This window comes from Mucilaginibacter ginkgonis, assembly GCF_009754905.2.
GTDB classification, from domain to species: Bacteria; Bacteroidota; Bacteroidia; order Sphingobacteriales; family Sphingobacteriaceae; genus Mucilaginibacter; species Mucilaginibacter ginkgonis.
Genome location: NZ_CP066775.1, coordinates 253,326 through 266,667 on the forward strand (window position 1 = coordinate 253,326; position 13,342 = coordinate 266,667).

At 46.7% G+C, this 13,342-nt stretch carries 12 protein-coding genes; 7 read left to right on the forward strand and 5 right to left on the reverse strand.

Annotation, left to right across the window (positions count from 1 at the left end):
• The first annotated feature begins 32 nt into the window (after nt 1–32).
• Both GO620_RS01140 and GO620_RS01145 read left to right on the forward strand, forming a co-directional pair.
• The gene (locus GO620_RS01140) at nt 33–1,682 is read left to right on the forward strand and encodes an NAD+ synthase (protein WP_157523153.1); all 1,650 of its coding nucleotides are present in this window, start codon (nt 33–35) and stop codon (nt 1,680–1,682) included.
• Between the two features lie 78 nt (nt 1,683–1,760).
• Nucleotides 1,761–2,387, forward strand: a complete 627-nt coding sequence (locus tag GO620_RS01145; RefSeq protein ID WP_157523150.1) for a DUF4136 domain-containing protein — start codon at nt 1,761–1,763, stop codon at nt 2,385–2,387.
• Between the two features lie 67 nt (nt 2,388–2,454).
• On the opposite strand, the gene GO620_RS01150 is transcribed toward GO620_RS01145, so the two are convergent.
• Nucleotides 2,455–2,898 carry a hypothetical protein gene (locus tag GO620_RS01150; protein ID WP_157523147.1) on the reverse strand — a complete coding sequence of 148 codons (444 nt, stop codon included), beginning with the start codon at nt 2,896–2,898 and terminating at the stop codon, nt 2,455–2,457.
• A gap of 86 nt (nt 2,899–2,984) precedes the next feature.
• On the opposite strand from GO620_RS01150, the gene GO620_RS01155 reads away from it, so the two are divergent.
• Complete coding sequence (locus tag GO620_RS01155; RefSeq protein WP_198173482.1) at nt 2,985–6,746, forward strand: S8 family serine peptidase; 3,762 nt, start codon at nt 2,985–2,987, stop codon at nt 6,744–6,746.
• 1 nt (nt 6,747) lies between these two features.
• Here the strand turns inward: GO620_RS01155 and GO620_RS01160 are convergent, their stop codons facing one another.
• A complete protein-coding gene (locus GO620_RS01160) occupies nt 6,748–7,233 on the reverse strand; it encodes a hypothetical protein (protein ID WP_157523141.1) in 486 nt (161 codons plus the stop codon).
• Nucleotides 7,234–7,358: 125 nt separating this feature from the next.
• Here GO620_RS01160 and ggt point away from each other — a divergent pair, with 125 nt between their 5' ends.
• The 4 genes from ggt to GO620_RS01180 all read left to right on the forward strand — a co-directional run bounded on the left by ggt (nt 7,359) and on the right by GO620_RS01180 (nt 11,114).
• Nucleotides 7,359–9,041, forward strand: coding sequence for a gamma-glutamyltransferase (gene ggt, locus GO620_RS01165; protein WP_157523138.1), 1,683 nt, complete (start codon nt 7,359–7,361; stop codon nt 9,039–9,041).
• Between the two features lie 48 nt (nt 9,042–9,089).
• Nucleotides 9,090–9,548 (forward strand): MarR family winged helix-turn-helix transcriptional regulator, encoded by a 459-nt coding sequence (locus GO620_RS01170; RefSeq protein ID WP_157523135.1) that lies wholly within the window; start codon nt 9,090–9,092, stop codon nt 9,546–9,548.
• 86 nt (nt 9,549–9,634) lie between these two features.
• Nucleotides 9,635–10,171, forward strand: a complete 537-nt coding sequence (locus GO620_RS01175) for an FKBP-type peptidyl-prolyl cis-trans isomerase (protein WP_157523131.1) — start codon at nt 9,635–9,637, stop codon at nt 10,169–10,171.
• A 4-nt stretch (nt 10,172–10,175) separates the two neighbouring features.
• Complete coding sequence (locus GO620_RS01180; protein ID WP_157523127.1) at nt 10,176–11,114, forward strand: FKBP-type peptidyl-prolyl cis-trans isomerase; 939 nt, start codon at nt 10,176–10,178, stop codon at nt 11,112–11,114.
• 20 nt (nt 11,115–11,134) lie between these two features.
• On the opposite strand, the gene GO620_RS01185 is transcribed toward GO620_RS01180, so the two are convergent.
• Genes GO620_RS01185 through GO620_RS17345 form a run of 3 tightly spaced genes read right to left on the reverse strand, consistent with a single transcriptional unit; the run spans nt 11,135 to nt 13,335 of the window.
• A complete protein-coding gene (locus GO620_RS01185) occupies nt 11,135–12,442 on the reverse strand; it encodes a cryptochrome/photolyase family protein (RefSeq protein ID WP_157523124.1) in 1,308 nt (435 codons plus the stop codon).
• Complete coding sequence (locus GO620_RS01190; RefSeq protein ID WP_317198309.1) at nt 12,435–13,139, reverse strand: TIGR01777 family oxidoreductase; 705 nt, start codon at nt 13,137–13,139, stop codon at nt 12,435–12,437. The genes GO620_RS01185 and GO620_RS01190 overlap by 8 nt, the downstream gene beginning before the upstream one ends.
• Nucleotides 13,045–13,335 (reverse strand): NAD-dependent epimerase/dehydratase family protein, encoded by a 291-nt coding sequence (locus tag GO620_RS17345; RefSeq protein WP_317198310.1) that lies wholly within the window; start codon nt 13,333–13,335, stop codon nt 13,045–13,047. Before GO620_RS17345 ends, GO620_RS01190 begins: the two co-directional genes overlap by 95 nt.
• Nucleotides 13,336–13,342 lie beyond the last annotated feature (7 nt).

Consider the following 13,342-nt stretch of genomic DNA (forward strand, 5'->3'; position numbering starts at 1 on the left):
GCAAAATTTGCAGCCGTTTTCAGTCTTTTAATATGAATATCGCACTCGCACAACTTAATTATCACATCGGCAATTTTGAAGCCAACACGCAAAAAATCATCGATGCTATTCGCAAAGCTAAGGCAAAAAATGCTGACCTGGTGGTTTTTGGCGAATTGTGCGTTTGCGGCTATCCGTCGCGCGACTTTCTGGAATTCAGTGAATTCATAAACACCTGCGAAATTTCGGCACAACAGATAGCTAAAGAATGTCAGGGTATAGCGTGCATCATCGGCGTGCCGACGCCAAATAATAACCCCGAAGGGAAGGACTTATTTAATTCGGCGTACTTTATTGCCGATGGCGAGATTAAAGCCGTAGTTCATAAAGCTTTGCTGCCCAACTATGATGTGTTTGATGAATACCGATACTTTGAGCCGGGCATGACCTTTAAATGTATAGATTTTATGGGTCACCGCATTGCGCTAACTATTTGCGAAGACTTGTGGAATACCATTGAAAACCCGTTGTACGTTAACAGGCCGATGGACCAATTAATGCGCGAGAATCCGGATGTGATGATCAACATCGCCGCGTCGCCGTTTTCATACCAGCACGACGAAGAACGCATTGCCATATTGGGCGACAACGCCAGCCGGTATAAGCTTCCACTTTTTTATGTAAACCATGTTGGCGCGCATACCGAACTTATCTTCGACGGCGGTTCGTTAGTGTTTAATAAAGAAGGCGCAATTGTTGACGAGATGCCCTATTTTGAAGAAGCGCTTACCTATTATGAGTTAGCCGCTGATGGCAAGATCACTCCCGGACAAAAGGAAACGCTGATGCCAGAACGCCAGTCGGATATTGAGCAGATCTACCTGGCGTTAAAATTGGGCATCAAAGATTACTTCGTAAAGTCGGGCTTTAGTAAGGCTATTTTGGGCCTATCGGGAGGTATTGATTCGGCTGTAGTTGCAGCGCTTGCCGCCGAAGCGCTTGGACCTGAGAATGTGATGGCAGTTATGCTGCCCTCAAAATTCTCAACAGACCATTCATTAAAAGACGCGCAAGATTTAATCAATAACCTGGGCTGCAAATCAGAGATGATCGCTATACGTTCCGTGACGGAGGCGTTCGAGTCTGCACTCGAACAGCAGTTCAAGGGCTTGCCTTTTAACATCGCCGAAGAAAACATTCAGGCGCGCAGCCGTGCTGTGCTGCTGATGGCTATGAGTAATAAGTTTGGGTACATTCTGTTGAATACCTCAAACAAGAGCGAAGCCGCGGTGGGTTACGGTACTTTGTATGGCGACATGTGCGGCGGTATCTCTGTTTTGGGCGACGTGTTTAAATCGCAGGTATTTCAACTGGCGCGATACATCAATCGCGACCGCGAGATCATCCCCGAAAACACTATCGTAAAACCGCCATCGGCCGAATTGCGCCCCGATCAGAAGGATAGTGATTCACTGCCTGACTATGATGTGCTGGATAAGATCTTGAAAGAATATATCGAGAACCGTTGCTCATCATCGCAGATCGTAAAGATGGGCTATGACGAGGCATTGGTTAAACGGGTGCTTCGTTTAGTCAATATTTCTGAGCATAAGCGCTACCAAACCCCACCGATATTAAGGGTATCACCAAAGGCATTCGGTATGGGCAGGCGGATGCCGCTGGTGGGTAAATATCTGTCTTAAAAACTCACAAAAAACTCATGATACTGTTAAACCTTTGAGCAATCATTTGTCTAATAACTATAAAATTTATACCCTTCAATGAAACGCATTCTATATACCGGGCTGATCCTGATCAGCGTAGCGCTTATTCAGGCGTGCGACACCTACAGCTATTACAAAGCGGGTGCAACCAAACTGAATACTTCACAATATCACACATTTGCCTGGATAGCAGACCCGGGTCAAAGTAACCCAAAGCCAGATAAAGGCGGCAAGCCTTATGCCGGCAACGCGTATTACAATAATCCGCAGGCAACACAAGCCATCCGGACGGCAGCTTTATTTAATTTACAGACCAAAGGTTTGAGGATCGACGAGCAGACACCAGACCTGTTGGTGCACTATACATCGGCAGTAGGCCGCGGTACCCGCCTTGATTATTATACTGCTTACCCATACTATTGGGGCGGTGCTTTTTACAGGCCTTACTGGGGTTATCGCCCATACTGGTATGGCGGCTTCCCATATTACGGCGGAGGCACTTACGCTGTGCCCGAAACTTATAAAGAAGGTACCATCATCATCGATCTGATTGACCGCAAAAGCAACAAGATCATCTGGAGAGGTTTTGGGGTAGGCGAACTGCACCACGACCCGCAAAAAACCATAGAAGAATTACCTAAAGTGGTTGAAGGTATATTTAAACAGTTACCAACAACCATGTAACCAGTTACCTTATAAAAATCCCGCTCCTGATTTAGAAGCGGGATTTTTTATTTGCGTTCTAGTGCAACTAATAGACAGCGTTTCTCGATAATACCCAGTTATGTTCGGTAACCTGTCCCTTAGAAACGGTGATGGGGTTAATGATACCATTGCCGTCGCTCTCGCTGGCGAAAAATCCTTTATCATCTTTTATGAAAACAGAATACGTACCCTCCGGCAAATAAGTGGCGTAAACACCGTATGAGTTAGTTTTCAATATGGTTACCAATTTGCTGTTGATCCTTGTAAATGAAGGCAGGCTACCTTGTGTTTGGGCAACGGTTGTAGATTCGTAAACGTATAAAGTGGCAGAAATTGCTTTAGGCTTTGGTTTTTCCCGTCCCGGGCGGGGCATCATGTTGCCGCTTTGTTCTACCACAGTGCCTTTAATGCCTTGTGTAAGCGGCAGTTTGTTGTTAAATGTCTTGCAGGCTACTAACATTGGCAGCAGCATCGAAAAAAAATATTTCATAGAGAGAAAAATTAAACGCTTAAAATTAAGCTATTAAGTATATTTAGCAATTCAATTTGACAACTTATACTCATCCTAATAAAATTGTGACAGTGAATAGTGCGCGCCGGTTAAGCGGCGGTAATACCCCTCTTTTTGTTCTGTGCATTATTCTGCTTTTGTCGGCATTGTTTAGCAATAGTTATGCCCAGCAACGCCCCCCTGTTGTAGAAGCTAATAAAATAGAACTGCAATCACTCTCTACACAGTACGATAAAACTTACCAGGACAAACAAAGCAAGTTTGCAGATCTGCGAAAAAAGCATAACTGGCCAGAGAACGCCAAACGGAAGAACGGTGGTTACATCGCGCTTCATGATATTTCGCCATCAGGCTTTCCAATTTACGTTAGGGTTGATAACAACACAACCGCTGCAGCAACGACCCGCACAAATTATGTTCAGCCGGGCGGCGCGCTCAATTTAAACTTAAGCGGATCCAGCACATTTTTGGCAGGAAAGTTAGGGATCTGGGACGGCGGCGCGCCTTTAGCTACACATCAGGAGTTTGCGGGCAAAACGATCACCATTCATGATACACAATTAGGTACCGACGAGCATGCCACCCACGTATCGGGCACCATGATCGCTAAAGGGGTTTATGGCCCTGCGAAGGGGATGGCTTTTGGTATGAATACGTTGGTGTCCTACGATTTTAATAATGACGTATCAGAGATGTCTTCCCAGGCGGCTAACCTGTTGCTGTCTAATCACTCCTATGGCACTATTGCAGGGTGGGATTATGATTCGTCGACCAGCCGCTGGTATTGGTACGGCTTGCCCGGCGACAGCGTGGATTATAAATTCGGTTTTTACGGCAGCCAGGCGCAGGCTTTCGACAACATCGCTGTTAAAGCACCGCAATATCTTATTGTTGAATCAGCAGGTAACAGCAGGGGTTATCCCGGTCCGGCAGTTGGGTCGGACTATTGGGGATATAACAGCCGCACCGACCGAACCTTTGTTGACAAGGGAAACCGCCCTGCGACCATCAGCAGCAATACCTATTACGACATAATCCCCGATTTCGCTAACGCGAAAAATATTCTGACAGTTGGCGCAGTGAATCCTATCCCCGGCGGGCCGACTTCGAAGAACGATGTTCAGGTTTCTTTTTTCAGTAGTTGGGGGCCAACAGATGATGGCCGCGTAAAGCCTGACATTATGGGCGATGGCCTAAACGTTACCTCCACAGGCAGTGCCAGCAACACATCTTATGTTACCTTAAGTGGTACATCAATGGCAGCGCCTAACGTCACAGGCTCTTTGTTACTGCTTCAGGAATATTGGGCCAAGCAAAATGCAGGCGCTTTTATGCGATCAGCAACATTAAAAGGCCTTGCCTGCGGAACTGCTTTTGACGCCGGCAATGCTGGTCCCGATTATATTTATGGCTGGGGTTTGCTGGATATGCAGAAGGCCGCGCAGGCAATCACTGATAACGGCACTAAAAGCATTATTAAAGAGAACAGTTTAGCCACCGGCCAAACACAAACTTTTAACGTGGTGGCTTCGGGCAATGGCCCGCTGGTATCAACCATCTGCTGGACAGATCCACAAGGCACGATAACCGCGGACGGCACTGTCAACAGCAGAACGCCCAAGTTGATTAATGACCTGGACATAAAAGTGAGCGATGGCACTACCACTTATTTAGCTTGGGTGTTAGACCCCGACCATCCCAACGCTGCTGCCACAACAGGCAACAACATACGCGATAATGTGGAACAGGTTTACATAGCCAACCCCGTTCCGGGCCGGCAATATACCATCAGTATTACCCATAAAGGTACGTTGAACACAGGCAGCCAGGCATATTCCCTGGTATCGATAGGTGGCGGCGGCAGCATTTATTGCGCTTCAGCACCTGCGTCGACTGCCGATTCAAGGATCAACAACTTTACCTTCGCCGGAATAAATAATACTCCGGCCGCAGGCTGCACCTCATACTCAGACTATACCGCGCTTACGGCTCAAGTTGAACCGGCCAAGACTTACACCTTAAGCCTAACAGCAGGCACATGCGGCGGCAACTTTAATAAGATTGCTAAGGTGTATGTGGACTGGAACAGCGACGGCGATTTCACAGATGCCAACGAATTAATTGCTACCACCGGGGTAATCAGCGCAACGGGTACTTTTACCACAACGATCACTGCACCGCCTGACCTGATAGTAGGTAACTATACAAGGCTGCGTGTCGTGCTCTCAGAAACTAATGATCCAACCACCATTTCGCCATGTGGTACATATGCCAAAGGCGAAACCCAGGATTACAGGGTACAATTTATACAGCCAAGTATAGACGCGGGCGCTACTAACGTTCAGGGTGCTAACCCGATCGGTTTATGCGCGGGCAAAACCAATTTCATTGTCACCATCAAAAACTTTGGGACTGTTACGTTGACAAGCGTTCCGGTTACGTTATCAATCAAAGCACCCGACGGTACGGTTACTACGTTCAACGAAACATATACAGGCTCTATCGCCCCTAATGCCAGTGTAGACTATGTTTTCAATAACACATACACCGTTCAGGCCGGCAGTACGTATGTTTTAACAGGCGCTACAAATCTGGCGGCAGACCCTATAACGTCTGACAACCAGACAAGCGCCAACTTGCCTATCGCGCCAACACCGGTGCCCACCGCGCTATCTGCATTTTATTGCGTTAATACCAGCAGTTATCAGCTTACAGGTACAGGCGGGCCGGCATTATTGTGGTACCCGTCTGCAACGGCAGCCGTCCCTGTAGCGGCAGGTAACTTAACGTCGACCACTACGCCGCCTGCTAACGGAAGCTATTATGTTGGCATCAATGATTTTTCGGCAACAGTAGGTCCGGCTACAAAATCGGCATTTTCAGGCGGCGGCTATAATCAATTCGGGCCGTATGTAACAGTAAAAACCGCTATCCCCGTAGTGATACAGAGCGCACGTTTATACATTGGTAACTCGGGCCAGATTACATTTAGCGTAGCAGACAGTACGGGGCAGATCGTGTCGACAACAACCATTAACGCTGTCGCGACGCGGACCACGCCGGGGGCGGGTGCACAGGTTGATGATCCGGCAGATCAGGGACGTGTTTATACTTTAAACCTTGTGTTGCCGAATGCAGGTACTTATACTATCAACACCACTTATGACGCTAACGCTACACTATTCCGCAGTAACGCGGGTGTAACGGGCTATCCGTTTGGTGTGGGTAATATCTTTAACATTACAACTAACTCGGCCACACCAAATCCGCAGACGTTTTATTACTACTTTTATAACATGCAGGTGGTCAGTTACGGCTGCCCGTCGACGTCAAGAGTGGCAGTCGCGTTGACTAAACCAATAATTACACGAAATGGCAACGTATTGAATTCAAATTATGCCACAGGCAATCAATGGTACTTCAACGGCGTTGCAATACCGGGCGCAACGGGCTCGACCTTGAGCCCTGTCGAAAGCGGCAATTACCAGGTAGCTGTAGCAGTGAGCGGAAGTTGTACGTCGATATCAGATAACTTCGCATTTGCTTTAACAGCCCTCCATCCCGACAATAGTGACATAGGCTTAGCCTTGTTCCCTAACCCGGCAAATACAAAGATCAATCTGGCATTTACCGCAAAGACCGCGGGTACACTGGTACTAACATTTGTAAACAGTGCGGGCCAGATACAAAGGCAGGAAGAGCGTACTATAGCCGCGGGTGCTTACAGCACAGTGGTAAGCACAGCATCGCTACCGGCAGGGACCTATGTGTTGAAGCTAACCCTCGGCGGGGAAACTTACAGCAAAAAAGTTATCGTTATTCGATAGATCAGAACGAATACTTAATGCCCAAAGCCGGCGCCAGGTCGAATACCGGCCCGGTAGCAAATTCTATACGTGGGTCAAGGTCTACGCTCATCACGATGGGGCTGCCGGGGAATAAATATTCTAATCCAACAACCCCATCGGCACCGATGAGTAGGCGGTTATTATCATAAATGTTGCGGCCACCGTTGTAGCTGCCCGGCCTTAAGCTGCCTAAGTGCGCACCGCCGCCATAAAAGAAGTTCAGCTTGTCTACATTAAATGCGCGGGTATGCACTTCGTACAGCCCTGTGATGGCAAAGCCGCCGCTCCGGAAACCAGCGATGCCTTCGAGCGCGGTATGCTCATCGGCGAACCACTTAATGGATGGGCCGATTTCATATCCGCCAAATTTTAAACCAGCGGCTGTGGGGTAATCCTGGGCCTGCACCTTAAGGGCGCCAAGCATTAACATCGAAACAAGGGATAACAAGAATGTATATTTTTTCATGAGGACGATTTTGATATTAAACGGCATTAGTTGCGTTTTATGACTACGCTTAAAGCATTTTGCCAATCAGGCCATCAAAAATAAGTCTGTATAACATCGTATATTGCTTGTCAAACCATTTGCATATGTCTGTATTCAAGTCGCTTGTCATCGCCTCAATTTTTTTATCCACTGCTGTAAATGCTCAACCTTCATCTGCCGTTTATCGCAACGGGATGGTAGTGTGCGCCTATCCGGATGCATCAAAGGTTGGCGTCGATATTTTGAAGAAAGGCGGCAACGCAGTGGATGCGGCAGTGGCGGTACAATTCGCGTTGGCGGTAACATTGCCCGAAGCCGGTAACATTGGCGGCGGTGGGTTTATGGTTTACCGTTCTGCCAAGGGCGAAGCCAACACCCTTGATTACCGCGAAAAAGCGCCGGCCACAGCGACTACTAACATGTTTCTGGACGCGGCCGGCAATGTGGTGCCGAACATGAGCCTGTCTACTCATTTTGCTTCAGGTGTGCCTGGATCTGTTGATGGCATGATCACCGCGCATAAAAAATATGGCAAATTAAAATGGGCAGACCTTGTGCAACCGGCTATCGATCTTGCAGAAAGAGGCTTTGTCATCACTGCGCATTTGGCGAATGACCTTAACCGCACGGCAGACGCTTTTAGAAAAGGTAACCCCGGCAAAACATATATGCTTAAGGATACGCCATGGAAAGCGGGCGAGCTTCTTGTTCAGCAGGACTTGGCAAGTACTCTGAAATTGATACGGGACAAGGGGCGCGATGGTTTTTACGATGGCTTGGTAGCAAAACAAATTGCTGACGAAATGAAAAGCGGTGGTGGTTTGATCACACAAACCGACCTGAAAAATTACCACTCAGTGTGGCGCAAACCTATCATTGGTAAATATAAAAACTATAAAATCATCACCATGCCGCCGCCTTCAAGCGGAGGGATAGCTTTGCTGCAATTGCTATCGGCGGTTGAGAAGTACCCTTTGCACCGCTGGGGATATAATCAAGACTCGACCGTGCAATTGATCGTTGAGGCGGAGCGCCGCGTTTACGCCGACCGGTCTAAATACCTGGGCGACCCCGATTATTTCAAAGTCCCGGTCGACAGCTTATTAAACCCCGCGTACACCGCCAAGCGCATGCAAAGCTTTAACTGGAATAAAGCAACGCCAAGCAGTGATATAAAGCCGGGCAGTTTTGTAGGCTATGAAAGCGACCAGACCACGCACTTCTCTATAGTTGACAAAGAGGGTAGCGCCGTTTCTATTACTACAACGCTTAACGGCTCGTTCGGCTCTAAGATATTTGTAAAGGGCGCAGGATTTTTATTGAATAACGAGATGGATGATTTTAGTTCGAAGGCAGGTGTGCCCAATATGTTTGGGGTTACCGGTGGCAAAGCCAACAGTATACAACCGGGCAAAAGGATGTTATCGTCTATGACGCCCACGATAATGGAAAAAGGCGGCAAGCTTTTTATGGTGGTGGGTACCCCGGGAGGATCGACAATTATAACCGCCGTTTACCAGACCATCTTAGATGTTATAGAATTTAACCAGGATATGCAGCAGGCCGTTTCTTCAAAACGTTTCCATCACCAATGGCTGCCCGACGAGGTATCGATAGAAACAGCTGCCACTTTTACAGATGAGGTTAAGCAAAAGCTGGAGGCTAAGGGCTATAAAATTGTGGTTAAAGGCCCTATGAACAGGGTTGATGCCATATTGCTAAATAAAGACGGCTCATTGCAAGGCGGCGCCGATCCACGCGGCGACGACACGGTTACAGGCTGGTAATATATTTGCACACACGCCATTAAGGGTGTACTTTTGTTACCGGCCTCAATGCGTAATAAACATCAGAAACACGAAACGATAGACTATTTCCTTAAGATAGTCTGGCAAACCATGGCTACACGTTATAATCAGATAGTGGCTGATTTCGGCATTACGCAGTCAATAGGTTATATGCTCATTAACATCGATCCCGAAGAAGGTACAACGGTGTCACAAGTTGCCGCGCTGATGGGGGCAAAGTCTACCAGTTTGTCGCGTATGCTAAGCCAGGTAGAGAAAATGGGCCTTATTTACCGCGAATTAAATAAGGGCGATAAGCGTTCTGTAAAGATTTACCTAACGCCGCTTGGTATCGAAAAAAGCCGCATGGCAAAGGCTGTGGTAAAGGAATTCAATAATTATCTTAACGGGCATTTCAGCGATAAGGAAAAGGATCAGCTGACCGATATGCTCAAGAAGCTGAATAAGCTTACCCTCAATTATAAGCCTCCAGACCCTTTAAGCTAAAGCGGGTAATTTAACAAGCCTTATTGCGTTATGCTGATGTGTTAAAATATGTTAACCTGCTGTTTTTGAATTTTAAAACGATAAATTTGCCGATTGAAAAAATGGACATGCGCAGGTGGGCGGTTATAGTATTAAGCCTTGTGATATTTGGCAGCTGCAAAAAGTCTAACGACGTGGCCACCAACATTAATAAACAAGCCGCGATTGATGACCAGGCCATTGCAAATTACATTGCTATAAATAAGCTTAACGCAGTGCATGTCGGCGCGCCAAAGGTAGACACCATTGGTGTGTGGTATATAGTTGAAGACGCGGGTACAGTGCCGGCACTATACTCGGGATCGTCTACTATAACTGTCGGGTTTACTGCTAAAATACTTGGCGCCACCCAGCTTTTTGCAACAAGTGCCAATGCGGCGGGGGTTAATCCTTCTTTTGTGTTAGGACAAACTATAAAAGGGTGGCAGCTGGGTATAAGTGCCGCCAAGATAAATAAAGGGGGAAGGCTTAGGATTATCATGTCTTCCAGGTATGGCTACGGGCCGTATGATCAAAGTCAGTATGGATTGCCAGCCAATTCATTGCTCGATTTTGATATAAATATGTACGATGTAACTAATTGATTGAATGAAACAAGCGTTTTCTACTTTTCTTATTATTGCTACTATTGGTTTAATGGCCGGCGGGTTAACCTCGTGCCGTAAAGACACCGAAAATATTGATATCAAAACTTACGACCAGCAGCAGATACAGGCTTATATATCGAGCCATAATTTAACCGGTTACACCCGCGATCTGACAGGTGGCGACACAACAGGTATCTATTACAAGATCACAAAGCAAGGCACCGGTACGGCGCTTGACTACCCTGATCTGGTTTTCTACGTTTACACAGCAACCAGCCTTGATGGTAAATACACCCTGTCAGACACCGCCGTTAATCATGCCTATAATTACGTAGGGCATTTAACGCCTCCGGGACTACAATTGGCTATCAAAAATCTTCTTAAATATCGTGGAACGCAGGCACACGTGATCATTCCGTCACGGTTGGCATATGGTGCAACAGGTCAGGGTACTGGCAGTACGCGTTTGCCGGGTAATGAAAGTTTGGATTACTATATTAACATGGTAGATCCAAGCCAACAAGCAGCCTATGATGACCTGGTGATCAGGAACTATATGACCACAAACGGTTTGTCTGGCTTTACCAAAACAGCGTCGGGCCTTTATTACAAAATCACTCAGCAAGGAACGGGTAAATCTGTACCTACGCCCAACTCCACAATCGGTGTGCAGTTTAACGGCAGGTTAATGAATGGGGTGATCTTTGATTACTACACCGCATCAGATTCTTCGGCATCACCGCGTGATTATGCAGAGATACCAAAAGGCTGGCAGGAAGGTTTCAAGAATGTAACTAAAGGCACCAACTTATCGCTGATCATTCCATCTGCTTTAGGATATGGGTTAACGCCATCAAGCCCATATGGGTTTAGTGTATCATCACCAGGGCCAAACTCCTGTTTATACTACGATTTCACTATCGAGTCAATAACCAATTAAAGAATACCGGTGGCCAATATTTATTTGGCCACTGCTGCTTTATACACTTTCAGGCAGCGGTCGCGGGCTTCGCGGTTATCCACCATCGGTTCGGGATATTCGTCTGTACCATACTCGGGCACCCATTTCTTGACGTAGATAAGTTTCTTGTCAAACTTTTCCAGCTGCGCTTCTGGATTAAAGATCCTAAAGTATGGCATAGTATCAGTCCCCGATCCTGCAACCCACTGCCAGTTGCCCACATTGCTAGATGCTTCATAATCTAACAAATGACGCGCAAAATAATGTTCGCCCCAGCGCCAGTCTATCAGCAGGTGTTTTACCAAAAAACTCGCAACAACCATCCGCACGCGGTTGTGCATAAACCCTGTGGCATTAATTTCGCGCATGCCGGCATCAACTAATGGATAACCGGTTTTGCCCTCACACCACAATTTAAATTCTGCTTCGTTATTGCGCCATTTTATACGGTCATACTCGGGGCGGTAAGCATGGCTCATTGTATCAGGGAAATGATTAAGCACCATCATATAAAATTCGCGCCATATCAATTCATTAAGCCAGGTACGCTCTTTTGCTTTACTAGCTTCAGTTGCCAGTTCCCTTATACTCAAAGTGCCAAAGCGCAGGTGCACATCAGCATGTGATGTTCCCTCGATAGCTGGGTAATTCCGGGTGTTCACATAATTGTCTATTACCTTTTTATACTGTAACGGCGGGTATTTTTGCGTTGTTGGTACAAAGCCCATTTCCTTTAGAGAAACATCCTTTAGCGGCTTGGTATGGAATAAGTTTTTGAAATATTTGTCTGTGGGATAGCTCTTTAAGTAAAATGGTTTAAGCGTGTGCAGCCATTTGTTTTTATAAGGCGTAAAAACGGTGTAGGGCTTTTTATCATCCTTTAAAACCTCATCGTTATCAAAAATTACCTGGTCTTTAAAATCCTTAAAATCTATGTCGTGCTTTTTTAGCAGTTGAGCCATTTGGCTGTCGCGCTCTTTAGCGTAAGGTTCATAATCCCGGTTGGTATATACCGCCGCGACATTATATTCCTTTATAATTTCTTTAAAAGCACTTTCGGGCTTGTCATATTTAATGATCAGGCTGCTGTGATGCTTTTCAAGCTCTTTTTTTAGCCCGTCAACGTTTTCGTGAATAAAGGATACCCTTGCGTCGTCTTTATCCTCCAGATCATTCAATATCTCTTTATCGAAGATGAACAGGCCGAGAACGGGGTTGCCGCTATTAAGTGCGCGGTAAAGCCCGGCATTGTCATGCAGGCGCAGATCGCGCCGGAACCAGAATATTGTTATCGCTTGTTTATCCATAAATGTCGGTAAGGGCTGTATCTATCTGTGTATATTTAAAGGTAAAACCTTCGGCTGTAATTTTTTCTGATGAAACGCGTGTACTTTCTAAAGCGATGATGCTGCGTTCGCCCAGTATAAGCTTTAGCATAAATGCCGGTGCATGTGGCAGCCAATAAGGCCTGTGCAATTGTTTGGCTACGGCTTTAGTCAGATCATTATTTGTTACGGGGTTTGGTGCCGCCATGTTGTAGGCACCGCTTAATCCTTTGTTTTGCAACGCATAAATGTACACGGACACGGCATCATCGATATGTATCCAGGGCGACCATTGTTTGCCGCTGCCAAGCGCGGTGCCCAAGCCAAATTTAACCGGCAGGGCCAGTGCCGGAAGCGCCCCGCCATTTTTTGACAGCACAATGCCTGTGCGCAGTTTAACAACGCGCAAACCCTGGTGCACACCATCATCTACGGCCTGTTCCCATAACAAACAGCACTCAGCCAAAAAATCGGTCCCGGGTTCTGTTTCTTCATGTAGGATATCATCGCCGCTATCGCCGTAATAGCCAACTGCAGAAGAAGAAACGACATGTTTAACCTGATGAGCAGTGGTTCGCATCGAATCATAAATTAAGCTGATGGATTTTACCCGGCTGTCTATGATCTCTTGTTTTCGTTTTTTTTGTCCACCGCTTTTCTGCAACGCTTGCGCCGGCAAGATGGATAATGGCGTCTACGCCGTTAAGGCACTTACTGTCTATCTTTCCGCTCTCAACGTCCCATAGATAAGTTTTAACCCTTGGATCTCTACCGGGCTTGCGGCTTAAGTGGCTTACGGTGTATCCGTTAGCTAATAAGTCGGCAGTAAGTTTAGTGCCGATAAGGCCGGTAGCCCCCGTTATAAGTACGTGCATTGATATT

What these genes read in the sequence shown, in the direction of transcription:
- GO620_RS17345 (WP_317198310.1), bottom strand. Translation starts at nt 13,335, where the DNA reads ATGCACGTACTTATAACGGGGGCTACCGGCCTTATCGGCACTAAACTT.
- GO620_RS01180 (WP_157523127.1), top strand. Translation starts at nt 10,176, where the DNA reads ATGAAACAAGCGTTTTCTACTTTTCTTATTATTGCTACTATTGGTTTA.
- GO620_RS01185 (WP_157523124.1), bottom strand. Translation starts at nt 12,442, where the DNA reads ATGGATAAACAAGCGATAACAATATTCTGGTTCCGGCGCGATCTGCGC.
- ggt (WP_157523138.1), top strand. Translation starts at nt 7,359, where the DNA reads ATGTCTGTATTCAAGTCGCTTGTCATCGCCTCAATTTTTTTATCCACT.
- GO620_RS01140 (WP_157523153.1), top strand. Translation starts at nt 33, where the DNA reads ATGAATATCGCACTCGCACAACTTAATTATCACATCGGCAATTTTGAA.
- GO620_RS01160 (WP_157523141.1), bottom strand. Translation starts at nt 7,233, where the DNA reads ATGAAAAAATATACATTCTTGTTATCCCTTGTTTCGATGTTAATGCTT.
- GO620_RS01145 (WP_157523150.1), top strand. Translation starts at nt 1,761, where the DNA reads ATGAAACGCATTCTATATACCGGGCTGATCCTGATCAGCGTAGCGCTT.
- GO620_RS01150 (WP_157523147.1), bottom strand. Translation starts at nt 2,898, where the DNA reads ATGAAATATTTTTTTTCGATGCTGCTGCCAATGTTAGTAGCCTGCAAG.
- GO620_RS01170 (WP_157523135.1), top strand. Translation starts at nt 9,090, where the DNA reads ATGCGTAATAAACATCAGAAACACGAAACGATAGACTATTTCCTTAAG.